Raw genomic sequence first — 25,701 nt, 5'->3', positions numbered from 1 at the left:
CAGGCCGCCCGGTAATGGATAATCATCCATTACCGGGCGGCCTTTGTTTTGCAAGTAATTAATTACGAGTAATTATTTTTGTTCGATTTCGGGCAAACTGTCAAAGCCGATTTGAAGATCTTCGTCAGTGGGAACATAGTCGGTCATATTGCCGGCATTGTAATTCATATAAGCGGTCATATCAAAGTAGCCGGTGCCGGTTAAACCAAAGACGATGACTTTCTTTTCCCCGGATGTTTTGCAGGCCATGGCTTCGTCAACGGCAGCTTTAATGGCGTGAGCAGATTCGGGGGCGGGCAGAATGCCTTCAATTCGGGCAAACTGGGTGGCGGCTTCAAAAACTTCATTCTGGGTATAAGATTTAGCGCGGATATAGCCGTCATGGTAAAGCTTGGAAATAATTGGGCTCATGCCATGGTAGCGTAATCCGCCGGCATGGTTGGGTGATGGCATAAAACCACTGCCCAGGGTGTACATTCGAATCAACGGCGTGGTTTTCCCGGTGTCGCCAAAGTCCAGGGCATAACGTCCCCGGGTTAAAGAGGGGCAGGACGCCGGCTCGATGGCAACAAAATCGATGTCATTTTTGCCTTCAATTTTATCAGCCATAAACGGGGCAATCAGACCCAGTAAATTGGAGCCACCGCCGGCGCAGCCAATGATGATATCCGGTTTAATGTCATATTTGTCACAGGCAATCTTGGTTTCCAGACCGATAATGGACTGGTGCAGACCGACATGATTTAAGACGCTACCCAGAACATATTTGCAACTGTCAGTGGTGACCGCTACCTCAATGGCTTCACTGATGGCACAGCCCAGCGAGCCGTTGGTGTCCGGGGTTTCAGCTAGAATTTTTCGTCCGGCGTTGGTGGTGTTGGATGGGGAGGCAATCACCTTGGCGCCATAGGTTTCCATTACCGCCCGGCGATGGGGTTTCTGTTCGGCTGAAATTTTAACCATATAAACGGATAAGTCGAGGTTGAAATAGGCGCAGGCCATGGAAAGAGCAGTACCCCATTGCCCGGCCCCGGTTTCAGTGGTTAATGAGGCTAACCCCTGTTTTTTGGCATAATAGGCTTGAGCGGCGGCAGAGTTTAACTTATGGGAGCCAGAGGTGTTGGTTCCTTCATATTTATAGTAGATTTCGGCCGGGGTATCTAATTCTTTTTCCAGACAATAAGCTCGAACCAGAGGTGAAGGTCGGTACATTTTATAAAAATCACGGATTTCTTCAGGGATTTCAATGTATTCATCGGTGGTATTCAGTTCCTGATCCACCAGTTCTTCGCAGAATACCGGCAGCAGTTCCTCTTTAGTACAGTATTCGCCAGTGCCGGGATTCACAAAAGGCTCAGGCAGCTCCTTCATTTTGGCCCGGAGATTGAACCAGTATTTCGGCATCTCATCTTCACTTAAATAAATCTTATAGGGTATCTTTTCCATGGTTATTTCCTTTCTTTCTGTGGTTAACTCATTACAGACAGCAAGTCTGTAAATACAAAAAACTCGTCCTCTACTAAACGTAAAGGACGAGTATAACGACTCGTGGTGCCACCTTTTTTCACAGGATCGAACCTGCCTCTGCAGAATACCAACATATTCCTCAACACTTACGTAGTTGTCACGTCATGGAATACTCGACCTAAGTCTTTGACCATGCCCTCAGCGGTCCATTTGATGGATTGCGTTCTGCAAGGCTCTCAGCCTACCTCGCTCTCTGTTAGTGCATCTTCCACCGTTATCTCCGCGTCAATGGTTTGTTTTTATTTAATTAGATACAGTTTAAATGAAAAATTAAGAAAAGTCAATTAGTAAATTCTAATCTTGACAATTATCTGGAAATGAAGTACAATCGACTTGTAAAGAAATTGTAACGAAACGGAGTTTCGATCTGAGGATTGAAATGGAGATGGAGGTTTTATGATAGAAAAAGAGAATAAGAGCCCTAAAAAAAGAAAGAAGTCACTTCTTAAAATAGGCATGGCCAGCGTGATCATCACCTGTGTGGTGGGAACAGCCAGTTCCTTTGTTTTTGCCAAGGAGATCAAGGTAACGGTTGATGATAAGGAACGCGTGCTCAGCGGCGGCATGTTCCAGAATGTCGGCGAGGTACTGGAAGACAATGGTATAAAACTGGGCGATCAGTATACCGTCAGTGTGGATACCAACTCGGTGCTGTTTACGGTTGATAATATCGAAGTGAAAAGCAAAGCCAGCGGCGAACTGTCATTTGATGGGAAAACCATTATTTATCAGACCGAAGCAAAAACAGTGGGTGATTTACTTAAAGAGTATAGCATTGAACTGGGCGACCTTGATCGGGTCGAACCGGGTCAGTCAACCGCTCTGGAAGATGTTGAAGAAGTTGATGTGATCCGGGTTGAGGTCGCTGAGTTACCAAGCCGACAGGTGATTACTTTTACAACTCAAAATAAAGATAATCCGGAAATGGAAGCTGGCAAAACCAAGGTTGTCCAGGTTGGTGTTGATGGAGAATCAAGTCAGGTTGAACGGGTGCTTTATGAAAACGGCGTAGAGGTCAAACGGGAGATTATTTACGATGAGATCGTCATCGCGCCGATTCCAGAAATTGTCGAAGTGGGAACCAAAGCAGCAGTTGTTGTAACAACTCCTCCGGTAGTAGAAACTCCGGCTGTTGTGGAAACCCCGGCCCCGGCACCAACCCCGGTTACCGAAACTCCAGTCGCCGTGCAGACCCCAGTGGCCGCAACCCCGGCCCAGTCAACGGCAACCAATACCATTCCTGAAGGAGCGGTAAAAATGACCATCCAGTGTACCGCCTATACGGCAACGGGAAATGCCACGGCGTCGGGTGTGATGCCAACTGCCAATCACACGGTGGCAGCCTGGAGCGGACTCCCCTTTGGCACCAAGATTTATATCCCGGCCATGGGTACCACCTATACGGTTGAAGATCGGGGCGGAGCAGTAACCGAAGGAATCGTTGATATTTATATGGATTCCTACGATGCCTGTATTCAGTTTGGACGACAAAACCTGGAAGCTTACATTGTTTATTAGAAATCGATAAAAAAGGATGTGCTGTGGCACATCCTTTTTTTATCTTCACTATTGTGGAAACTAAAAAAGCAGAAACCTCGCACTCGGTTTCTGCTTTAATTTTTTAGATGCCTTAAGACCAGGGCACGATAGTCGAAGGGATTAGTGATATCCCGGGTATAGGGAATCGCTGCGATGTTAAGCTTCACATCAGGTTCAATCGCTTCATATTCCAAAATCAGCGCATTGAAGGCATCGGTAATCTCCTGATTAATCAGTAATTGATTTTTAACGGAGGTGTTTTCCATGAGAATGCTGAAAACACTGCCATCAAGAATATAAATCAGGTGGGTGCTGTAACAATGAGTCTTAATAATCTTTAAGGTTTTATAGAGAATCTCGTCCCAGAACCTTGGACCATTTATGGTTTTGAGTTCTTCCAGATGGCGAACCGTTATCATTTCCAGGGTCAGAATGGTTTCGCCTCGGGAAGCACGATCCATGGCATATTTTAGGTCTTTGTAATAGGCCTTTTCAATGGTCAGTCCAGGATTTTCTTCCAGATTATCATAATGAGCGATTTGCTGTTCCAGATTTTTTTTGAAATGGAAAAGCTCCCGGACATTTCTGATCAATAAAGCAGAACTCCATAAAATCATCGGAATCACGACCAGCCAGCCGACCTGATAAAATTCAAAGGGAACTTCCAGATAGAAAACAGAAATGAGGGATAACACCACATAACTGCACAGCAACAAGATCATAAAAAAGATACTGGCGCCGTAGGGCATAGCGATGGTAAAAATCAGGCAGGTAAATAAAATAAAGACTACACTGTAATCAACAAAATTAAATTCTGAAGCGGTGAAGATCAGAAATGCACCAAAAACCATTAATCCTAAAAAGAAAAAAACAAGCGGCGGAACCATATCGGTTAAGCTGGGCTTTTTCAGGGAGGAACGGTCTGTTTTTTTAGTGTTTTTCGACTTTTTCGGTTTGGTTGCTTTAGCTTTGGTCTTTACAGGTTTTTCTTTTCCCGGCGGCAGTGGTTTTTCCGGAACCGGTTCTTCCGGAGTGATCGGTGGTGCTTTTAGTAGTTCGGGGGGCTGATCAGAATTTGGTGTTTCCAGAGCTGTTTCCGGGGGCGACTCGGTGTTTTCCGTTTCGGAAAACCGGGAATTGGGACGTGCATTAATGCTGTTTGGTATGGCTGGATCGGTGGTTGCTGATTCAATTGACATCCTGGGGAGAGATGAGGTCCGCTCGGCTTCATAGGCATAAGGGGTGGTTCGACCCAGTATTTTTGACAGCGTGGGCAGTTCCTCGTCATCCTCGATTTCGCCGACGGGGGTGGAAAAGTCAGTCAAATCATTGGTCTGGGATGGTTGATAGGTGAGCCGATCACCATCAAATGCCAGCCTGTTGGTCCGGGTTTCGAAAGGACGGGAATTGAGGACGGCCTGATCCAGAGCGTCGTCATCCGAGATATCCACACCGGAAAGAAAATGTTCACCGGGTTGGTAGGGCTCATGGATAGCGGCTTCAAAAAATTCAGGTTTCACTTCATGAGAAATAAACCCATCATCAATCAGTGAAGCAAGCTTTTCATCAATTCGTATTTCACATTCCTGGATGGTGGCATCCAGATGCTGTTTTTTTTCGAGAATAATATCCAATTTACTCGGCTGGATTTTGTCATTATTCATATGTATCCATCGCTTTCGCAAATAATTTCATTGCAATATTTTTTGGTCATTGACTTTATCATCATAATCGTGGATGATAAAGGAGCTTTTAGAGGCTAGGCGAATCATTACAATAAATTAGAAATAGTCCTCTACAACTACACATTATAGCAAAGAATTTGCTTACATAAAAGGGAAAATCGAAAAAAGGCTGTAAATTCGGGAGAAATATTTTTATCAACAGCTGAAGTGGTTTGATATTTACGGAGAAATAAATTTAAACGCCCTGTTAATGGGATTCTGATCTTCGTTTGATAAGTATCAACTTTTAGCTGTGTATATGTGGATAAGTTATACAAAACAATCAACAGGGCCATTGAAAAAAGGTTGATCCGAAAAGCCCATAATTTGGGAAGTTTCAGGGAAAAGGCGAAGCATTTACAATACTTATCCACAAATAGTGGATAGAATTGACGGAAATGTGGACAAACCTGTTGATTATCTCGGAAAATAGTACAACTGTGTGGATAGAAGGAGTTAATTGTGGATAACTATTTAAAAAAAGGGGAACGAATCGAGGATTTAGGGCTGAATAATTTGAAGATTATTCAGAATCCCGATTTTTTCTGTTTTGGTATGGATGCGGTTTTGTTATCCTGGTTTGTTTCCCGGCGAATAAAGGGGTCCCCCCACATCATCGATCTGGGAACCGGGACAGGGATTATTCCATTATTGCTTTATGGCAAAACCAAGGCGGCCTCCATCACCGGTTTGGAGATACAGGAACCGCTGGTGGAAATGGCCAGGCGGAGTATGGCACTTAATGGTTTATCAGCTCAGATCAAGATCATTGCCGGCGATATTAAAGAACCAGGTGGTGAGATTCTGCCGAACACTTATGATGTGGTAGTCAGTAACCCGCCTTATATGCGGGCTCAGGCTGGGCTGAAGAACAATTGTGAAACAAAAACGATTTCGCGGCATGAAATTTTATGCAGCATTGAAGATATTCTTATTTTCAGTAAACGGATGCTGAAGGATCGGGGACGGCTGTTTCTGGTTCACCGGCCGGAACGGCTGGGTGATATTATCTCACTGATGCGACTTTATAAAATTGAGGTCAAGCAGCTGCAATTTGTTTATCCGTCCATTAAAAAGGAAGCCAACCTGGTTTTGATTGAAGGCCGAAAAAGCGGTAAGCCAGGATTGAAAACAGATGCACCGCTGATTGTTTATCATCAAGAAGGCGAATATACTCAGGAAATTTATGATATATATGGGATGAAAAAGCCGGAATAGTTAGCAAAATTAATTTTTTGATAGCTCCAGGCAGCCATAACTTTTGCAAAACAGAAGAATATCGGGAGGATTTGATGGCATTTACTTACTTTTTTAGAGATTTACATACTTTGGAGTTGATCTGCGACCATGCCATTCCAGATCTTCGGTCAAAGGCGGAGCTTAAGATCTGGGATGCCGGTTGTGCCATGGGGCCGGAACCGTATACCCTGGCAATGTTGTTGCGAGATCGGATGGATCAGCTTGATTTTGAAAAGGTGAAGATACAGGCTACTGATATTGATGGTAGTGACCTTTTTGATAAGATTATTTTAGCGGCTGAATATCCCCGGGAACAGGTGCAACGGATCCCCGCTGAAATTTTCGAAAAATATTTTATCAAGGTTGAAAAGCGAGATTCTTATCAGCTCACTGCTGAAATCCGGGGCGCGGTGATCTTTCAGAAGCACGATTTGCTGACTCTGAACAGTATTGGAAAAGACTTTGGACTGATTTTATGCAAAAACGTCCTGCTTCATTTTAATGAGCAGGAACGTATCAATGTGATCCGGATGTTTGATGAGGCCCTGACGGAGGGCGGCTATCTGGCAATGGAACAAACCCAGAAGCTGCCAGCCGAATTAGAACATAAATTTGAGCCGGTGGTGTCAAATGCCCGCATTTATCGGAAACGCCGCTATTAACGTTGAAAAAGGTGTCCCGAGTTAAGACTCGGACACCTTTTTCAAGAACGGCCACGCCGGGCCTTGAGAATACGAATATCTTCGCCCAGAAAGGGAATGGTTTTAAAATAGCCGGAGATTCGCGAGGACAGCCGTTCATCATAAAGCGCTTTGATTTTGAGAACCGTCAGATTACTGGAAATGATCATCTTTTTTTCGGCATTAAGGCGGCTGTCGATGACCTCGTAGAGCTGCTTCTGACTGTATTCAGAAGAAAATTCTGCCCCTAAATCATCGATGATCAAAAGATCGCAGAGCAGCAGCGGTTCATAAATTTCAGTGGAGGTTTTCTTTTCCCGGAATAGCTGATCCTGAATACTGGCGACCAGGTGGGCAGCGGTGACGTAGACAATCCCATAGCCTTTTTCGGTGAGCTTATTGACGATGCAATTGGACATAAAGGTCTTGCCGACCCCAGGCGGACCGGTAAAAAGAAGCTGGTCTTCAATGTTTTCGAAGTTCTGACAATATTTCAGCATATTCTGTTTGATGCTAAGGGCATTGGAGCGATGACTGGCAGCTCCCGAACCAATCGGCTGTTCGGAATAATAGTCAGGGTTAAAGCTTTCGAAGGTTTCCCGCTGAGCCCGGGTTTTCAGGTCATAGCTGGAAAAACTGATTTCGGCCAGACACTGGTTTAGACATGAGCAGATTCCTTCCGGGAGAATTCCGGTGTCCTGACAAAGCGAGCAATAATAGGAGTGGGTCAGCAGAACGGCCTTTTCTCCGGCCAGATCTTTTTTTCTGGCCTCAAGTTCGCTCATCTGCTGGCGGATGGTGGCGGTTTTATCGAGCTCCCTGGCAATGGTAGCGCGGGTGAGGGCAACCCCCAGGCGATTGATTTGATTGTCCAGATCAGAAAGCTCGGGAATCAGATCATAAAGGGCTTCTTTTTTTTTGCGCTGTTTGAATTGATAGGCATTTTGTTTATCTTGCAACAGGGCAAAGGCGTCATTATAGGTCTTCATCATTTATCTCCAGTTCTGGCCATAAATCCTCAGCATAATCGACTTCCATATCCAGGTAAGCCTGTTTACGGGAATCGCTCATCGGTTCAATGGACTCCTTATGATCGATTTTTTGTTTTGGTTTGTCATTTTTAATATCTTCCAGAGTTTTGAAGCCCTGTTCGTGCCAATTTTTCAGAATTCCATCAATATATTTCATGTTTGGTTTGTTGGTTCGGGATAAGGCCTGGACAATGATCTCCATCGAAAAACCGTAGTCATTAAACCAGGTATCCATCATCTGCCGCTCAGAAACCATGGGATTTCGTTGGATGCCCAGATATTTGAAGATCTGAAAATAGGCGGTTCGTTTGTGGGCGGAGTCCTTAATATGGGCCTCAGCCTCGATATGATCGCGTACCTCAGCAGTATGAAAGCTTTTGGCTACGGTTTCCAGATAAGAGACCACCTGAGCCGGGGTAAAGGTGCGATCTTTCTTATTAATCATGTTAATGGAATATTCCACAATCAGGATCACGGCTTCCGGAGTGAAATTGTATTCATCCAGCCAGCGTTTGAACAGCAGGGTTTCTTTTTTGGTGATGGTCCGGCTTTCGTACATGTCCTGAATGGTGGTGTACATGCGTTGAATCCGGTCTTCGATGCTGTTGGAAGACTGGGCATTTTTGGGAACCGTAGTTTCCGGGATAGCCTCATTTTTATAGAGAATGGTGCCGGTGATATTGTAAAAACGGACCAGCGCATCCCGGGTGCCGGTGTATTCAATGGCGATGATTTTTTCAGAAGCCCAATAATCCCAGGCTTTTTTGACATCGGTTTCTAATAAATTCAGATCTTTGGCGATATCTTCGTTGCTGATGGGGGTCAGGCCCTGATTAAAGCATCGCTTTAAGCCGTAAAGATAGACCTTCACGTAGTCCCCCCGAGCCATGGGCATATAGTGATTAATAAATATATTTTCAATGGGTGTGACACCCAGGTCGTCATGGCTGGAAACTAATTCAAAACGATTCATTTTTTACCTCGAGTTATGGATTGATAATCTTTTTATTACTAAAAATCTCTAGTTTGAATAGAGACGATAAACTTATTATATCACATCAAATTTAATTTGTGAGGAATTCCTGTTTTCTTTAGGTTGGGAAAAGAATTCTTAAAGAGTATAAGAAAAACTGGTTTGCTGATAAAAAAATGGCGTAAAATCAAGAGATTTCTTGATAAAATTGAAACTTATGATATAATAACCAATTGGATATTGCATATACACTTGCACTGAAAGGAATAAATATGGATGCTTTTATTATAGAAGGAGGTAACCCCCTACAAGGCGAGGTTACAATCTCCGGGGCAAAAAATGCCGTGCTGGGAATTATTCCGGCAGCAGTACTTTGCGCCTGCTCAAGTAAGATAGAAAATGTTCCCGATATTAAAGATGTTAACAAAATGATTGTTATTCTTGAAAAATTGGGCGCTGAAATATATAGAGAAAAAGATACCCTGATTATTAATACCGAAAAACCGATTTCATATGATGTGTCGGATTATGAAGAGGAAACCGGCCAGATGCGGGCCTCCTATTATCTGTTGGGCGCGTTGCTGGGACGTTACCGCAAAGCGATTGTGCCATTACCCGGCGGCTGTAACATCGGGGACCGACCGATTGACCAGCATATCAAAGGCTTTCAGGCCTTGGGCGCAACCGTGGTGATTGAACATGGCCAGGTAAAAATGGAGGCACCAGAACTTAAAGGCGCTCATATTTTTCTTGATGTGGTCAGCGTTGGCGCGACCATCAACATCATGCTGGCAGCGGTTCGGGCCGATGGTAAAACAATTATTGAAAATGCCGCTAAAGAACCCCACATCGTTGATGTGGCTAACTTTTTGAACTTGATGGGAGCAAACATCAAGGGTGCGGGAACAGATGTTATCAAAATTGTTGGCGTTGAAGAAATGCATGGCTGCGAGTATTCAGTGATTCCTGATCAGATTACTACCGGCACCTATATGATGGCGGCAGCAGCCACTGAAGGGGATATTTTAATCAAGAATGTTATTCCCAAGCATATGGAAGCGATCACGGCCAAACTCAGCGAAATGGGGGTCATTGTTCTAGAAGAAGACGATGGGATTCGGGTTATCGGAAAGCATCCGTTAAAGGCGGTCAACGTCAAGACCATGCCTTATCCTGGTTTTCCTACCGATCTCCAGCAGCCGATGGCCGTTTTAATGACGATTGCCCAGGGCACCAGCACCATTACCGAAAGTATTTTTGAAAGTCGTTTTAAATATGTGGACGAATTACGGCGGATGGGGGCCAATATTTCGATTAACAGCCGGACTGCAAGTATCACCGGGGTCAAAGCTTTATCCGCCACAAAAATCAGAACCACTGATTTAAGAGCCGGGGCCGCTATGGTTATTGCCGGATTAATTGCTGACGGAGAGACAAAAATTACGGAAATTGTTCATATTGATCGGGGTTACGAAAATCTCCAGGAAAATCTGCGGAATCTGGGGGCTGATATCCGCCGAATTTCCGAAAAAGACCCAGCTTGCCTTTAAAATGATTAAGATTGATGAAGCGAAGGGTACAACGATTAACTTAAATCTCGTAAAGTTAGGTTAAGTCAGGTTTAAGCATCATTCGCTAGGATAAACCTAACAATCCAGCTGGCCCTTGGCGCATTTAAATGGAATAATTTTACAAGGTTGAAAATGAACAGGGGAGCAACGATTGAAATTTTGTAGTTTATATAGTGGAAGTTCAGGAAACAGTTTGTTTGTCTCAAACAATAGCACCAAAATTCTCATTGACGCCGGCCTCAGTGGCAAACGGATCCAGAGTGCCATGGATGCCATCGCTGAGGACCCGCGAGAAATTGGTGGCATTATGGTGACCCATGAACACAGCGATCATATCCATGGCGTTGGGGTTTTATCCCGGCGTTTTGATCTGCCGGTTTATGCCAATGAAAAAACTTGGGAAGCGATGATGAAGGATCTGGGCAAAATTGCCGAGCATAATGTTAAAATCTTTGATTTCGAGAAACCTTTTCATATTCAGGATCTTCAAATTGAAGCGTTTAAAACATCTCATGATGCGGCAGATTCGGCCGGATTTGTCATTTCTGACGGAAAAAATCGACTGGGAATCGCCACCGATTCGGGGATTATTACCACTGAGATGCGCAGTGCCCTATGTGGCTGTGATTTGGTGGTGCTGGAGTCCAACCATGACGTGTCGATGCTGGAAGCCGGATCTTATCCCTTCTACCTCAAACAGCGGATAAAAAGTGACTTCGGTCATCTGTCCAATGAGACGGCCGGCGATCTGGCCCTGGCTCTGGTAAAGGAAGGTACCCGACAACTGGTGCTGGCCCATCTCAGCCAGGAAAACAATTATCCTTTGCTGGCCTATGAAACCACCGCTCGGATCTTAATCGGGGCCGGCGTGGTTCTGGATGGTGATGTGAAACTTTGTGTGGCCAAAAGAAGTAGTGCGAGTGAGATAATCAACCTGTAAAAGAACTTCAACTAAGATTGAGGTGAAACGATGAACGACGATCTGAAAAAAGAAAAAAAACCAAATTCCCTGATCATCGGCATGATTGGTGCAATTATCGGCGGTGTGATTGTGGGCGCGTTATTTCTTGGCGTTAACTTTTTCTTTGACAACAGCACTGTAATACAGGGCGCCAAAAATGAAATTGTAGTCAGTGAGAGCTCAGCGGATACAGTGGTGGAAGCCATTGCCCAAACGGTTCCCCCATCGGTGGTGGGGATTGAGACCACTGGAGTGGCGATGACCGCTTACGGACCTCAGGAAGCAACCGGAGTCGGTTCCGGCTTCATTTTAACCAGCGATGGTTATATTGCCACCAATCAGCATGTGGCATCGGATGATGTCTCGGCCTTGAAGGTATCACTGGCGGACGGAAATACCTATGATGCCAAACTGGTGTGGTCTGATGCTGCGCTGGATATGGCCATTATCAAAATTGAGGCCAAGGATTTGCCAGTGCTGGAACTGGGTGATTCGGACAATGTGGTCGTTGGTGAACTGGCGGTGGCAGTTGGTAATCCGATGGGACTGAACTTTGAACGAACGGTCACGGCCGGCATCATATCAGCCCTGAATCGGAGCATCCCGTTGGAAAATGGGTTAGCGGAAGATCTGATCCAAACCGATGCTTCGATCAATTCGGGAAACAGCGGTGGCCCGTTGGTTAATAAAAACGGTGAAGTAATCGGCATCAATACCTATAAACTGACCACTGGCGAAGGAATGGGTTTTGCCATACCGATTAATATTTTAAAACCGATTCTAAACGAAATTGTGGCAACTGGAAAATTTGATTCCACGGTGATGGGCATCACCGCTTATGACCGGGCGATTGCCGATTATTATCTTACTGACAGTGATGTCAACTTTAATGAGGGAATCTATATTGCTTCGGTACAACAGGGCGGCGGTGCTGCTAATGCCGGTTTGGCTGCCGGAGATATCATTAAAGAAATTAATGGCATCAAAACGAACACCATGCTTAAGATGAAAGAAATTCTCTATGCGGTCAATGGCGGCGATAAAGTAAGTGTGACCTTCGAGCGAAATGGTCAAAGTCAGACAAAAGATGTGATTGTCACGGCTGGTCAGTAAAAAGAAAATCGTTTTCAGTTAAGAATTTATGAAAAAAAATGAAAATCCCATTGACAGTGGATTTTTATGGTGCTATAATCAAAAACATCTTAAGGTAAACCTAACGGAAGTCAAAGAAGACAGGATTGTTAGGATTGATACTTAATGATTTCTAAACGCTTATCAAAGGTGATAACAGGAAACCCTGTTATCGCCTTTTTTTATTCAAACCAAATAGACCCAGCAATTTATCAAAGGCGATAACAGTCATGAATGTTATCGCTTTTTAAATTTTGATGGATTATCATTATTTTATCGTTTGAATGGACATAAGAGAAATTGATTGCCAATAAAATATCAACGTATTGGTGGATCAAAAGAAGAGGACAGAAATTATAAATTGCCTAAAAGGGTGGCCTTAATTAATTACAATAAGGTCATCATGATCAAGCTACTTGATCAAAATAATTTAGAAAAGAGGAAGTTAAAATGATTAATTCTGGTGATGTCGCATTTGTTCTGATCGGTTCAATGCTGGTATTCTTTATGACTCCAGGCTTGGGATTGTTCTATGGTGGGATGGTACGCAGAAAGAATGTGATTAATACATTGATGTCTGTGTTATTCTGTTGTGGTTTGGCAACAGTGATGTGGTTTGCCGTTGGTTATTCGATTTCATTTGGTGAAGACGTCGGCGGACTGGGAGTTGTCGGGAATTTAAGCAATGCCTTTTTCAGCGGTGTCAGTGCAACTGAAGCTGGTCCTTATGCGGCCAATATCCCCGGCGCACTGTTTGCCATATTTCAGTTGATGTTTTGTATTATTACACCAGCCATTCTGGTGGGGGCATTGGAAGGTCGAATGAAATTTTCCGCCATGTTTGTCTTCATCACCTTCTGGTTGCTGCTTGTTTACTACCCACTAGCTCATATGGTATGGGGCTTAGGCGGTTTTATCGCCGGACTGGGAGCCGTCGATTTTGCCGGCGGTAATGTTATTCATATCAGTTCTGGGGTTTCTGGGCTGATTGCCTGTATCATCCTCGGTAAAAGAAAAGGTTATGGTATTCAAGCTTATCATCCCCATAACATTCCGATGATTTTCACCGGTGGTGCCATCTTATGGGTGGGCTGGTTTGCCTTTAATGGCGCATCGGCCTTAGCTGCCAATGGACTGGCCGTTCAGGCGATGGGAAACACGATGATCGCTTCAGCAGCAGCAATGTTAAGCTGGATGCTGATGGAATCGATTCTTTATAAAAAAGTGACGGTTCTGGGTGCTGTGACTGGTGCGATAATCGGACTGGTAGCCATTACCCCGGGTTCTGGTTATGTGCCCTTTGGTGCGGCCTTGTTTATCGGTGCTTTAGTTAGTCCAATCTGTTTATTCTTTATGACCAAGGTCAAACAAAAATTTGGATATGATGATTCGCTGGATGCCTTTGGTTGTCATGGGATTGGCGGAATCTGGGGCGGTATTGCCACCGGCTTATTTGCTCAATCAGCCATTAACCCCATTGCGCAATGGGATGGGTTGTTCTTCGGAGCTACTGAATTATTTGTGGCTCAATTAATGGCGGTAGGGATTTCAGTTATCTATTCGGCAGTTATGACCGGGGTAATTATGCTGGTCCTTAAAAAAGTGATGAATATCCGCGTATCACCGGAAGCCGAAGCATTGGGTCTGGATATCAGCGAACACAGCGAACAAGGCTACCCAGCTTTCTCGGGAATTGATCAATAGAACGAAATTAAAATACGGTTGGGGAGCCATGCCATCATGGCTTCGCAATCAGCAAAGAAAGGAAAAAACTTATGAAACTGATTGAAGCAATTATCCGTCCGGAAAAGTTGGAACCTTTAAAGGATGCCTTTTTAGAAGCAAAAGTTAATGGCATGAACATTCGTCAGATTCTAGGATGCGGGAATCAATTTGGTTGGGTGGCTCATAATCGGGGAACCTCGGTAATGATGAACATGCTTCCTAAAATTGAAATAAAAGTTGTGGTTGCCGACGATAAGGTCGAGGAAACCGTGAAGCTGATTATGGACACTGTCCGAACCGGGGAAATCGGTGATGGAAAAATTTTTATCAAACCAGTTGAGGAATGCATTCGGATTCGAACCGGCGAGCGCGGCGATATCGCCCTTTAAAAACTGGCAAATGGATTTAAGCGATTATATTAGATACTTGATATAATCGCTTTTTTTTGCGCTTTTTTTGAAAAGACACGAAAGATTTCAACTCTGATAAATTCGAGGATTGACTCCAGGGACGACAAATGCTATAATTCGACTTGCTGAGTCAGAAATGAGTCGACAAAAATTAAATATTAAAATCAACCTTAAATAATAGCGAAAAGGTTTAGTCGATTGTCAATGAGGAGAATCGGCAAAAAAGTGAACCGGATATATCATTTAGAGTATCAAAGGCGATAACAGTTTTTTTGTTGTCGTCTTTTTTTGCGTTGAGCGTCTGCAATTGCTGATTTTAAATTAGCTAATTGAACCAACTTATCAAAGGGGATAAGCGTAGCGGCCGGCCGGTTGAGGGCTGGTTTTAAAGTGGGTTGATCGGATAATCATTGAACCATTTTCAGTGATTGGTATAAATAACGAAAACAGAGAATTACGGAGGAAATTATGATTAATTCTGGAGATGTGGCATTTATTCTGATTTGTACAATGCTGGTATTTTTTATGACCCCGGGGCTGGCATTATTTTATGCCGGAATGGTGCGGCGAAAAAATGTCCTCAACACCATCATGTCGGTGGTGTTTTGCTGTGGACTGGCAACGGTGATGTGGTATGTGGTGGGGTATTCGATATCCTTTGGCCCGGATCTGGGTGGTTTTGGCTTTATCGGTGATTTTAGCAACATTTTTTTTAGAGGCATCAGTGCATCTGAACCGGGACCCTATGCCAGTAGTATTCCGGGGCAGCTGTTTGCCATTTTTCAACTGGTATTCTGTATGGTAACCCCGGCTATTGTGGTGGGTTCACTATCAGGAAGAATGCGGTTTTCAGCGCTGTTTATTTTTGTAACCTTCTGGATGCTGCTGGTTTATTATCCGATGGCCCATATGGTTTGGGGTCAGGGCGGTCTGATTGCTGGTCTCGGCGCGGTGGATTTTGCCGGGGGATTGGTCATCGAAGTCAGTTCAGGGATTTCTGGTCTGGTGGCCTGTGTTATTCTGGGCTCCCGAAAAGGGTACGGTATCAAATCCTATCATCCCCATAACATTCCGCTGTTTGTCATCGGTGGGGCAATTTTATGGGTCGGCTGGTTTGCTTTTAACGGCGGATCGGCTCTAGCCGCCAACGGACTGGCGGTGCATGCGGTAGTGACGACCTTATTGGCATCGGCGGCGGCGATGTTAACCTGGATGCTGGTTGAAATGGTGGTTTATAAAAAAGTCACCGTCATGGGGGCCATCACCGGGTCAATCGTTGGACTGGTTTCAATTACCCCTGGAGCTGGTTTTGTACCAACCGAAGCGGCCTTGTTTATTGGTGCCGTGGTGAGTCCGATCTGCTTCTTCTTTTTAACAAAGGTGAAGGTGCGGTTTGGCTATGATGATACCCTGGATGCCTTTGGATGTCACGGTATCAGTGGGATCTGGGGGGTCATTGCCACTGGACTGTTTGCCCAGACGGCGATTAATCCGGTGGCCCAATGGAATGGCTTGTTCTTTGGCGATACCCAGTTATTTGTCGCCCAGATCACAGCGCTGTTAATTGCGGTGCTTTATTCGGGTACGATGACAGCGGTGATTATGCTGATTCTCAAGAAGATCATGGCGATTCGAGTCGCTCCTGAAGCAGAAGCACTGGGTCTTGACATCAGTGAACACAGTGAAGAAGCTTATCCGGCATTTTCCGGAATTGACCAATAGCAGTTTATCGACTAAAATACGAAGTGGAAGTCAGCACCGGATATTGGGGTAAATGAAAGTAAAACAATCATTATTCCTGTACTTGGAAATTGCCCAATGTCCGGTTATTTTAAGTAAGAAAGGAAAATGCTATGAAACAGATCGAAGCGATTATCCGTCCGGAAAAACTGGAACCTTTAAAGGATGCCTTTTTGGCAGCAAAAGTCAATGGTATGAATATCCGCCAGGTACTGGGATGCGGCAACCAGTACGGTTGGGTGGCTCATAACCGGGGCACCTCGGTGATGATGAATATGATTCCCAAGATTGAAATTAAAATTGTGGTAGCCGACGATAAGGTCGAAGAAATCGTCCAATTGATTATGAGTGTGGTCCGAACCGGCGAAATTGGCGATGGAAAAATTTTCATCAAACCAGTGGAAGAATGTATCCGGATCCGAACCGGCGAAAGAGGAGATATCGCATTATAAAAATGACTTTTTCAATAAATCGAGAAAAGCCCGTTCGTTACATCTGTAACGAGCGGGCTTTTTAATCGATACTTTTTTACAGAAGAAAACGAAATGATTGACTTTTTTAGCAAAAGCAATATAATTAAGTAATAATTGCATAATTTCAGAAATGAATAAAAAGAAAAGTCTTAAAGCGTAAAGCTGATACAGCTTAGAAATAGCTTACGAAAGCAGAAACAGGAAGGTGACCGGATGAAAAAGGTAGTGGACGATGAGCGTCTGATGGTGAAAATCTGCGAGATGTACTATAATCAGGATATCAGTCAAAAGCTGATCGCAACGGAGTTGGGGCTATCCCGACCAACGGTGTCCCGAATTCTTCAGAATGCCAGGGAGCGGGGGATAGTCAAAATAATTATTGATCCTATTTTTGGCAATAATTATGTTGATCTGGAAAAAAAACTGGAGAATCGCTATGGCTTAAAAGAAGTCTTTATCGTCGATATGAAACAGGATAACCGGGATCAGAAGGATGAGCTGGCCAAGGCCACCGCCAACTATCTGGAGCGGTTGATCAAAGATGATACCATTATTGGGGTTTCGATGGGGTCTTCAATTGGCCAGATCTATCGTTTTGTATCCAAGGGAACCTCAAAGCGGGTGACTTTTATCCCGCTCATCGGCGGGATCGGACATCTGGGCATGGAGCTTCATTCCAATACTATTGTTGAAGCTCTGGCCAAGTCTTTTGGTGGTGTCTCTTATCTTTTGCATGCACCGGCCCGGGTGTCCGGAGTTAAGATCAAAGAGGAGTTGATGAAGGAACCGGATATCCGACGGATCATCAAAATGGGTGACGGTCTGGATGTAGCAGTGGTTGGGATTGGGGTGCCTAATCGGGGATCAGCCATTATGGCCACCGGCTATTATGATGAAAAAGACATGGAAATCATGCGCCAAAAAAATGTGGTGGGCGATGTCGGTATGCAGTTTTTTGATATCAATGGCAGCACTGAAGCCTTTGAGGCTGATAACTGTGTGATTGGGGTTGACATTAAAAAGCTCCGGCGGGTCCCTCATTCGATTGGCGTGGCCAGTGGTCCCGAAAAGGCCCAGGCCATCCAGGGCGCCATCAAAGGCGGATTCATTAATGTTCTGGTCACTGATGTGGAATGTGGAAAAAGACTGCTGGAACTCGATGAAGCCGCCGAACCGGCGACCAGGAATAGGACGATGGAAGCAGAAACTGAGGAGATTGACAGAAAATGATCGTGACGAAAAAAGAAGCACTAAAAGATGTTAAACTGTTTGCTCTGGATATGGACGGCACGGTTTATCTGGGCAATGGCTTAATCGATGGGGCGCTGGACTTTATCGAAGCTTTGCGAGCCCAGCAAAAAGATTTCATTTTCATCACCAATAATTCATCCCGGGGGCCCAGCTTTTATCAGGAGAAACTGAAAAATATGGGTTGTATTGTGGAAGAAGACCGGATTATCACTTCCGGAGATGTAACCATTGAATATTTAAAAACCTATTATCCTGGACAATCTGTCTATCTGATGGGTACCCCACTCTTGGAAGAGAGCTTCCGGAAACACGGCATTAACTTGGTCCAGGAGCAGCCGGATGTAGCGGTGGCCAGTTTTGACACAACTCTGACCTACGAAAAGCTGGAGAAAATCTGCACCTTTATCTTAAACGGCGCGGTCTTTTTGTCCACTCATCTGGATTTGGTCTGTCCCACCGAAACCGGTTTTATCCCCGATTGCGGTTCGATGTGTGCCCTGATCACCAAATCGACCGGGGTGGAACCCAAATATTTAGGTAAGCCTTTTCCCGAAACCATGGAAATGATTTTAGCCATTACCGGCCATAAAAAAGAGGATGTAGCCTTTGTCGGAGACCGGATCTACACCGATGTGGCCACTGGTGTCAATAATGGCGGTAAAGGGTTTCTGGTGCTGACCGGGGAGACTAAAATGTCCGACCTGAAAAATTCGGAGGTGGTTCCGGATTGTGTTTTTGACTCACTGAAAGAAATGACGAACTACTTATAAGCCTGTTTATTTTATCGGAAACGGGGAAGATAATAATAACAACGATCATAATATGAAGGCGACCGAAAGAATAAATGGAAAGGAATGAAAGATTCATTAACAGGTAGGAGTATGCATTCGAAAACAGTTACAATTATTAATCCCACAGGTTTACATGCACGACCTGCGGCGGAGTTTTGTCAGAAGGCCGGAGAATTCAGAGCGGATATCAGAATCAAAAAATTAGGGGATGACCCCAAAGAGGGTGAGGCAAAATCGTTGTTGAGTATTATGGCAACGGGAATTAGTCAGGGCGATGTGGTTGAAATTTTTGCCGCGGGTGAGGATGAGATGCTGGCGGTGGAAACTCTGGTGGCATTGATCGGCAGTGGCTTTGGCGAAGTGTAATTATTATAAGATGTAAAAAAACACCTCACGGTGTTTTTTTTTAGTGGATGTGTTCAGTAGGAGATGATCTAGGCATACGTCAGTTTGTTTTTATAAATGATCGATTTTAAATCGGCCTGTCGCCACTGGAGTTCGTCCAGGCTGATACCGAAGTCCAGTTGACCCTGGGTGGCGATCAGGAGATGTTCGAGATTGCAGTTACCGGCCCGCTCGCCGATCCCGAAGAGGGTGGAATCGGCATATTTGGCGCCGGAACGGAGTCCCTGGATGGAGTTTGCCACTGCCATGCCCAGATCGTTGTGCATGTGCACTTCAATGTCGATGTTGTCAGGAATCCGACTGATCGTGGCCTTGCAGAGGCTGGGCGACATGATTCCTACGGTATCTGAGAAACGCAGGGTGGTGGCCCCCAGATCCCGGGCGGTTTCAATCAGCAAAACGACGAAATCCCAGTCGGCCCGGGAGGCGTCCTCCAAACCGATAGTTAGTTCTCTTTTCTCATCGTGGATAGCTGCGGCGCAGGCACTCAGGGTTTCCAGTACCTGGGATCGGGTGGTGCGCAGCTTCTCACGAATCAGCAGATCCGAAGCCGGGACACAAACATGGATAATGTCGGCGCCGCAGTCGATGGACTGGCTGATATCGCCGAGATTCATCCGGTTCCAGCCAATAATCTGCGCCTTCTGACAGGCCAGTTTGATTTTTTCAAAGGCCCGGCATTCCTCCCTGCCCATGGCCGGGGTACCGGCTTCGATTCGGCTGACCCCCAGGGCGTCCAGCGATTTGGCGATGGTGACTTTTTCCCGGATCGAAAAGGCCATCCCGGGGCTTTGTTCGCCGTCTCTTAAGGTTGTATCAACAATATACTTCCGTCTGTTTGTCATTTTGTACCTCACTGGCAAGGGTTCGCAGTTCCAGATCGGACAGGTTTCGGCCAAGCTGGCTGCAACGTTTTTTTATTTGTTTTAAAATCGAGTGGGCCGCTGATTCGGATAAATCAGGTTGATTCAGTTTATATAAAATACTTTGTCGGCCGGAGTGTTTCCCTAACACAATTTCCCGTTGACTTCCAACGGTTTGGGGATTAAACGGTTCATAGGTACGGGGGTTTTTCAAAACACCGTCGACATGAATGCCGGATTCCACCTTGAAAATATCTTCACCGATGATTGCCTTCATTTTAGAAACCGGTTGCCCGGACAGCTTTTCATAAAGGCTGCGCAGTTCACTTAAAACTGACAAATCGCCGGTAAAGTTATCGGGTAGACTGAGGCTCAGGCTCATCAATACTTCTTCCAATGGCGCGAAGTTATGATGATTGGTAAACCCGCAACTGATGCTTTGGCCACCGGCATGAAGCCATTCCATGGCGATGGCAGTAGCACAGTGTTTTTGATTTCCTGGACAAAAATCGAGGGTTTCGACACCACTGGAAAGCAGTGTTTTAAAAATCGCCGGATAGTCCCGGGTCATCAGGTCATCGAGTCCGGTGATACGGATTTTGCGATGCTGGAGGGGGTTGATTTTACTCACAGGAATATTTTTTTCGAGCAGATCATTTGCTTCCAATTGCCATAGGGGTTTGGGTTCCTTGCTGGAACAACGCATCGAATCAGCAGCAATCGGAGTAAGTTGGGTGAGAAAAAAATTTCGCCCCAGCAGCCATTTTTTTAAACCGGCGGCAGTTTCCGGAAAGTTCAGCCGTGCAACGAGGTCAGGGGTCAGTTCGATTTTAGTGACCCCACAGGTAAAAAGCAGATCACAGAAATGGTTAAGATCCTGGGAGGTGATCCCGGCAGTATTAAAGGTTGTCAGTGTCCGATCGATAATGGTAACCATTTGTGTACCCCGCTTTCGCAATATTTCAAAAATAGGATGTAAAAAAGTGACGGATAATAATTAAAAGATTGATGCCACCGATTCAGAAGCAGCATCAATCTGATTGATCATTGTATCGGTATAATTTGTTTGGTGCAATCCGGAACGGTTAAATTACCAGATCCTCGACGACGTTGCCGCCTTCGATATGTTCTTCCATGATGCGTTCCACATCATCGACAGTGACATTGCCATACCAGACACCTTCCGGATAAACGACCACGATGGGGCCCTTATCGCAGATTCCGAAACAGCCGGTATTATTCAGCATGACGTCGCCGGATAATTCCCGTTCATCGATTTCTTCAAGAAAGGTCTGCAGGATTTTCACCGAATCCTGTTGAAAACAATACCCTTGTTGAGTGCCGTTGATCCGGCAGCTGGTGCAGATAAAAATATGATGTTTTGGACTAACCATTTTTTTCCTCCTGAGCAATAATAGAGTTTGGATAATTATGATATGGCCGTCTACTCCGCAGTCTGATTACCCGAATAAGCAATTATTCATAAATGGACTGTGGAGCAATTGACGGTTATTCAATGAATTTAGAAATTACCGGCAGTTTGCAGCTCGGCTTTTAGCATTTCCTGGGCAGCTGTTTTAACGGCATCTTCAATTCGGTCATACGTGGAAAAGACTTTGATTCCTTTGCTTTCCAGACGTTTAGTAGGTAGATCACCGATGCGCATGGTGATGGCGCCGTCGCAGTCATTCAAGGCTTTCAGAATGGTCCCGATTTTATCTTCTTTTTCGTCACATTCTTCTTCACCGGTGCAATATTTGCTGATCACCCGTTTTTCTTTAAACTGTACTTCGTCGTCGAGGTAGTCATAGATGTAAAGTTCGGACGCCTGGCCGAAATGCTGATCGACCAGCATTCCGCCTTTGGAGGTGATGGCAAAGCGTAATCCTTTAGGGGCGGAGATGACGATTTCTTCAGTTTTAGTTTTATTTTCCCGGAAATCCAGCGAGATGTCGCTGTCAAGCTTGCCAATGGCATCGGCTCGGCATTGCTTACAATGATACATCTGTTTCAGGTGTAAGCCGCATTTATCGCGGATTGCATTGATCTCGTGATTGGTGGCGATTTGCAGGCCTTCAAAGGCTGAACCTTTAACCGGAATCAGAGGCATCACGTTGGAAATAAAGCAGCCCATATCTTTTACTGTTTTGACCACTTCTTCAATGTGTGTATTATTGATCCCCATCAGGGTTACGGTATTGATTTTGACGATTACCCCTTCATCGATGAGCAGTTTAATCCCAGATAACTGATTAGCCAGAAGAATCGAGGCACCGACTTCGCCGTGGTAGCGATTCCCCATAAAATCGACATGTTTATAGATTTTGGCACCGATGGCCGGATCAACCGCATTGACCGTAACAGTGACATGGGAAACGCCGAGTTTTGCCAGCTCTTTGGCGTGGTAGGGAAGCATTAAGCCGTTGGTGGAAACGCAGAAGGTAACATTGGGGTCGTATTCCTGAATTAAGGTCAGGGCTTTTTTAGCTTCTTCAAAGTTTGCCAGGGCATCCCCGGGTCCGGCGATACCTACTACCGTCAGGTTAGGGACCTTTTCTTTAACCAGTTTATACTTTTCAAAAGCGGCTTCCGGCGAAAGAATTTCGGTGGTTACACCAGGACGGCTCTCATTAGGGCAATCAAATTTGCGAACGCAATAATTACACTGAATATTGCATTTAGGGGCGATAGGGAGGTGCATTCGGGCATTTTTCTGAGAGGCACCGCAGCTATAGCAGGGATGGTTGGCTGTTTTTTCTTCAATTGTCTGGTTCTGTGGGGTCGTTGTTTTGTTTGTGTTGTTATTTTTCAGCACTTTCATTTTTGCCTCCGTTTCCGGCTCCAATCCGTATTTGGATTTAGGCCCTTCATTATAATAGGTGTTGTACAAGGTTTCCCGAAACCCGCCTTCCACTGCTTTAAGTAGAGTATTGGTGATTTGATCCAGTAGGATTTGTGAACCTTCGTAGCCTAACGTTCTAACTCGTTGACCGCCAATGCGGTCATGGATGGGGAAGGCACAACGGATCAGGGGAATACCGTGTTTTTCTTCGATTCGACGGGCATCGGAATTTCCCAGCATCAGGTTGGCGCCCAGTCGCAGGGCCTCTTCTTCAATGGTTTCAAAGTCAACATCATTTAAGATCACATAGTTGTCAACGAAAAGAACATCGGCCAGCTTAGAAAGTTCAGCTTCAATTTTTTCTTTGAGCTGAGGACAATTAGAGCCTGTAGCGGCAATCACTGGCATAATACCATTTTCACAGCAGAGCCGCACCGCGGAAACGACAAAATCCGGTTCACCGAAGATGGCGATGCGACCAAGGGCATTGTATTTATGAGAGTCGACCATGCCATCAAGATAACGTCCTCGTTCTTTTGCGATTTTTTCTGGAATCGCTTTTTTTGAAAGTTCGGATAAGAGATCGATTAAAGCATCTGTATCCCGTAGCCCCATCGGGAGGTTGATCCGTTTATAAGGAACCCCGTAGTTTTCATAAAGATAGACACCGGGCGATTCGTCAGGTTTAATCGTATCGGATATTTCAATGGTAGCTCGGGCGCCGGCCATTTTCTGGATTTCAGAAATAGGGGTGCCATGCATCGGCAGTCGATAATAACTGCTCTGGTGAACGCCGTCCAGATTTTCCGAGAGATCCGGTAATAGGATATACTCCAGTCCAAACTGATCCAGGATATCTTTGAGGTAACGGGTATCCGCTGGGGAAATCATGCTACTGATGATATTGATCTTATCATGTTTGGTGCTGTCCATATCCACATGGGAGACGATCGCTTTCAAAGCCCGGTTAAAGCCTTCAAATTGCGTGCCGCCATAGCCGGCTGATTTAACGGGAATAATTTTTACCGTTGTGTCAGGATGTGAAGCGTAAAAGTTCTTGATAATAAATTCAATATCTTCGCCAATGGTTTCGGCCAGACAAGTGGTTGAAACGCCGATGACCTCCGGTTTATATAATTTGATCAGGTTTTCCAGACCAATGATCAGGTTTTTCTCACCGCCGTAGACGGTTCCTTCTTCAGTCAGAGAAGATGAGGCAATATCGACTGGTTCATTATAATGGGTAGCCATATGGCGACGGATATAAGTGCTACATCCCTGAGAACCATGAAGGATGTTCATACACTTCTGAATACCATAGAAAGCATTGGCTGTTCCCATTGGCATGCACATTTTACAGGGATTAACATTTAAGTTGACTAAATTTTTAGACATTTTTATTACCTCCTTGGGCGATAGTTTCCCAGACAGGACTATTCATGGAAAGATTGATTTCAGAGGCAAAGTTCAGGGTGCCTTCGTAGCCGGCCAGGGGATGCTTGCGTTCATGGTTGTGATCGCAGAAGGCTACCCCAAGTTTATAGGCCAAGGGTCGTTCTTTGACGCCGCCCACTAATATATCGGCTCCCATTTCCTTCATAAAGGCTTCCAGTTCAGCGGGATTGGCATCGTCCAGTATGACGGCATCCTCATCAACCAGATGCTGAATGACTTCATAATCATCCTTGCTGCCGGTTTGGGTACCCACCATTACAGTGTTCATACCGAATTCGTTAAACTGTCTGATCAGGGAGATTGCTTTAAAACCGCCACCAACATAGATGGCTGCTTTTTTTCCTTCAAGATTTTTTTTGTATTTATTTAAAAGAGGGATGACTCTATTTTTTTCTTCTTCAATAAAAGCTTTAGCGCGCTTTATAACTTCTTTATCACCGACGGCATAGGCAATCCGCATCAGTGAATCCGAGGTGTCGGTGACGCCGAAAAAGCTGACTTTGATAAATGGGATATCAAAGGTTTCTTCCATCTGTTTAGCTAAATAAGTCATCGAGCCTGCACATTGGACCAGATTCAATTGAGCACTGGGAGCTTTTTTAAGATCTTCGACCCGGGCATCGCCAGTAATATTGGCAACCACTTCAACGCCGATTTGTCGTAAATAATTTTTGATGATCCACATTTCACCGGCCAGATTAAAATCACCGAGAATGTTGACACCAAGTGTTTTTGCTGGTAAAAATTCGGGAGTCACGAGACTCATGATGGCATTACAGGCCATTTTATAGCCAGTTTTTTTGGTTCCAGAGAAGCCTGGAGATTTAACCGGGATGACCCGGATACCGTATTTTGATTCGGCGTTGCGACAGACTGCGTCGATATCGTCACCGATTACGCCGACAATACAAGTGGCATAAATAAAAATAACTTTTGGTTCATGAAGGGTCATAATTTCATCAATGGCAGCGACCAGCTTTTTTTCGCCTCCGAAGATAACATCGGTTTCCCGGAGGTCGGTAGAGTAAGAGTTTCGATAGCCTTCTTCTCCGCTGGATAAACTACCGCGAATATCCCAGGTATAGCTGGCACATCCGATGGGGCCATGAACAATATGGAAGGCATCGGTGATGGGGTTTAAAACAACCCGGGCACCGCAGTAAACACAAGCCCGTTGACTGACTGCCCCTGAGACACTTTCTGACTCACACTTGATTCCACTGCCGTCTCCGCTGCATTCCGAAAAACGAATTGACTTGGCTCTTTCTGGTAAAATAGCATTGTCATTTTTCATTTTACAGCCTCCTTTCAAATAAAGGGGAGGAAAACCTCCCCTTGGTGTGTATTGATAATAATGGTAGTACATGCTG

At 45.0% G+C, this 25,701-nt stretch carries 22 protein-coding genes; 13 read left to right on the top strand and 9 right to left on the bottom strand.

Annotated features, from left to right (window positions below):
• Positions 1 to 72: 72 nt before the first annotated feature.
• A complete protein-coding gene (locus A3KS_RS0111425) occupies positions 73 to 1,446 on the bottom strand; it encodes a TrpB-like pyridoxal phosphate-dependent enzyme (RefSeq protein ID WP_026395034.1) in 1,374 nt (457 codons plus the stop codon).
• 477 nt (positions 1,447 to 1,923) lie between these two features.
• Here A3KS_RS0111425 and A3KS_RS0111420 point away from each other — a divergent pair, with 477 nt between their 5' ends.
• Positions 1,924 to 3,045 carry a 3D domain-containing protein gene (locus tag A3KS_RS0111420; RefSeq protein WP_026395033.1) on the top strand — a complete coding sequence of 374 codons (1,122 nt, stop codon included), beginning with the start codon at positions 1,924 to 1,926 and terminating at the stop codon, positions 3,043 to 3,045.
• Between the two features lie 95 nt (positions 3,046 to 3,140).
• Here A3KS_RS0111420 and A3KS_RS0111415 read toward each other — a convergent pair whose 3' ends face one another.
• The gene (locus tag A3KS_RS0111415) at positions 3,141 to 4,730 is read right to left on the bottom strand and encodes a GGDEF domain-containing protein (protein ID WP_026395032.1); all 1,590 of its coding nucleotides are present in this window, start codon (positions 4,728 to 4,730) and stop codon (positions 3,141 to 3,143) included.
• Positions 4,731 to 5,252: 522 nt separating this feature from the next.
• Between A3KS_RS0111415 and A3KS_RS0111410 the strand changes: the two genes are divergently transcribed.
• Positions 5,253 to 6,008: a tRNA1(Val) (adenine(37)-N6)-methyltransferase gene (locus tag A3KS_RS0111410; protein WP_026395031.1), complete on the top strand. Its 756-nt coding sequence runs from the start codon at positions 5,253 to 5,255 to the stop codon at positions 6,006 to 6,008.
• 74 nt (positions 6,009 to 6,082) lie between these two features.
• Complete coding sequence (locus tag A3KS_RS0111405) at positions 6,083 to 6,691, top strand: CheR family methyltransferase (protein ID WP_026395030.1); 609 nt, start codon at positions 6,083 to 6,085, stop codon at positions 6,689 to 6,691.
• Between the two features lie 41 nt (positions 6,692 to 6,732).
• Here the strand turns inward: A3KS_RS0111405 and A3KS_RS0111400 are convergent, their stop codons facing one another.
• Together A3KS_RS0111400 and A3KS_RS0111395 are read right to left on the bottom strand one after the other, a co-directional pair.
• On the bottom strand, positions 6,733 to 7,698 hold the full coding sequence (locus tag A3KS_RS0111400) for an ATP-binding protein (protein ID WP_026395029.1): 966 nt from the start codon (positions 7,696 to 7,698) through the stop codon (positions 6,733 to 6,735).
• A complete protein-coding gene (locus A3KS_RS0111395; RefSeq protein WP_026395028.1) occupies positions 7,685 to 8,713 on the bottom strand; it encodes a DnaD domain protein in 1,029 nt (342 codons plus the stop codon). The genes A3KS_RS0111400 and A3KS_RS0111395 overlap by 14 nt, the downstream gene beginning before the upstream one ends.
• Before the next feature lie 272 nt (positions 8,714 to 8,985).
• Between A3KS_RS0111395 and murA the strand changes: the two genes are divergently transcribed.
• From murA to A3KS_RS0111340, 10 genes are all read left to right on the top strand, one after another.
• Positions 8,986 to 10,263 carry a UDP-N-acetylglucosamine 1-carboxyvinyltransferase gene (gene murA, locus A3KS_RS0111390; protein WP_026395027.1) on the top strand — a complete coding sequence of 426 codons (1,278 nt, stop codon included), beginning with the start codon at positions 8,986 to 8,988 and terminating at the stop codon, positions 10,261 to 10,263.
• A 172-nt stretch (positions 10,264 to 10,435) separates the two neighbouring features.
• A complete protein-coding gene (locus A3KS_RS0111385) occupies positions 10,436 to 11,224 on the top strand; it encodes an MBL fold metallo-hydrolase (protein ID WP_026395026.1) in 789 nt (262 codons plus the stop codon).
• Positions 11,225 to 11,254: 30 nt separating this feature from the next.
• Positions 11,255 to 12,358, top strand: coding sequence for a S1C family serine protease (locus A3KS_RS0111380; RefSeq protein WP_026395025.1), 1,104 nt, complete (start codon positions 11,255 to 11,257; stop codon positions 12,356 to 12,358).
• 468 nt (positions 12,359 to 12,826) lie between these two features.
• Positions 12,827 to 14,080, top strand: a complete 1,254-nt coding sequence (locus A3KS_RS0111370; RefSeq protein WP_026395024.1) for an ammonium transporter — start codon at positions 12,827 to 12,829, stop codon at positions 14,078 to 14,080.
• Positions 14,081 to 14,151: 71 nt separating this feature from the next.
• Positions 14,152 to 14,490, top strand: a complete 339-nt coding sequence (locus A3KS_RS0111365; protein WP_026395023.1) for a P-II family nitrogen regulator — start codon at positions 14,152 to 14,154, stop codon at positions 14,488 to 14,490.
• A 486-nt stretch (positions 14,491 to 14,976) separates the two neighbouring features.
• Complete coding sequence (locus A3KS_RS0111360; RefSeq protein WP_026395022.1) at positions 14,977 to 16,233, top strand: ammonium transporter; 1,257 nt, start codon at positions 14,977 to 14,979, stop codon at positions 16,231 to 16,233.
• Positions 16,234 to 16,364: 131 nt separating this feature from the next.
• Positions 16,365 to 16,703, top strand: coding sequence for a P-II family nitrogen regulator (locus A3KS_RS0111355; protein ID WP_026395021.1), 339 nt, complete (start codon positions 16,365 to 16,367; stop codon positions 16,701 to 16,703).
• Positions 16,704 to 16,937: 234 nt separating this feature from the next.
• Positions 16,938 to 17,954: a sugar-binding transcriptional regulator gene (locus tag A3KS_RS21005; RefSeq protein WP_051355827.1), complete on the top strand. Its 1,017-nt coding sequence runs from the start codon at positions 16,938 to 16,940 to the stop codon at positions 17,952 to 17,954.
• Positions 17,951 to 18,745: an HAD-IIA family hydrolase gene (locus tag A3KS_RS0111345; RefSeq protein WP_026395020.1), complete on the top strand. Its 795-nt coding sequence runs from the start codon at positions 17,951 to 17,953 to the stop codon at positions 18,743 to 18,745. The genes A3KS_RS21005 and A3KS_RS0111345 overlap by 4 nt, the downstream gene beginning before the upstream one ends.
• Positions 18,746 to 18,856: 111 nt before the next feature.
• Positions 18,857 to 19,132, top strand: a complete 276-nt coding sequence (locus A3KS_RS0111340) for an HPr family phosphocarrier protein (protein ID WP_026395019.1) — start codon at positions 18,857 to 18,859, stop codon at positions 19,130 to 19,132.
• 68 nt (positions 19,133 to 19,200) lie between these two features.
• Here A3KS_RS0111340 and A3KS_RS21000 read toward each other — a convergent pair whose 3' ends face one another.
• The 5 genes from A3KS_RS21000 to nifE form a co-directional block, all read right to left on the bottom strand.
• The gene (locus A3KS_RS21000) at positions 19,201 to 20,016 is read right to left on the bottom strand and encodes a beta/alpha barrel domain-containing protein (protein ID WP_035356076.1); all 816 of its coding nucleotides are present in this window, start codon (positions 20,014 to 20,016) and stop codon (positions 19,201 to 19,203) included.
• Positions 19,988 to 20,971: a homocitrate synthase/isopropylmalate synthase family protein gene (locus tag A3KS_RS22620; protein WP_051355826.1), complete on the bottom strand. Its 984-nt coding sequence runs from the start codon at positions 20,969 to 20,971 to the stop codon at positions 19,988 to 19,990. Before A3KS_RS22620 ends, A3KS_RS21000 begins: the two co-directional genes overlap by 29 nt.
• 148 nt (positions 20,972 to 21,119) lie before the next feature.
• Complete coding sequence (locus tag A3KS_RS0111325) at positions 21,120 to 21,428, bottom strand: 2Fe-2S ferredoxin (protein ID WP_026395018.1); 309 nt, start codon at positions 21,426 to 21,428, stop codon at positions 21,120 to 21,122.
• A 128-nt stretch (positions 21,429 to 21,556) separates the two neighbouring features.
• On the bottom strand, positions 21,557 to 24,271 hold the full coding sequence (gene nifB / locus A3KS_RS0111320; RefSeq protein ID WP_207637754.1) for a nitrogenase cofactor biosynthesis protein NifB: 2,715 nt from the start codon (positions 24,269 to 24,271) through the stop codon (positions 21,557 to 21,559).
• Complete coding sequence (gene nifE, locus A3KS_RS0111315; RefSeq protein WP_026395016.1) at positions 24,264 to 25,625, bottom strand: nitrogenase iron-molybdenum cofactor biosynthesis protein NifE; 1,362 nt, start codon at positions 25,623 to 25,625, stop codon at positions 24,264 to 24,266. The genes nifB and nifE overlap by 8 nt, the downstream gene beginning before the upstream one ends.
• Between the last annotated feature and the right edge of the window lie 76 nt (positions 25,626 to 25,701).

The organism is Acetobacterium malicum subsp. dehalogenans DSM 11527, from assembly GCF_000472665.1.
Taxonomy (GTDB): Bacteria; Bacillota; Clostridia; order Eubacteriales; family Eubacteriaceae; genus Acetobacterium; species Acetobacterium malicum.
Note: the sequence above shows the minus strand (reverse complement) of the source record. Positions and strands in the feature narration are given on the sequence as shown.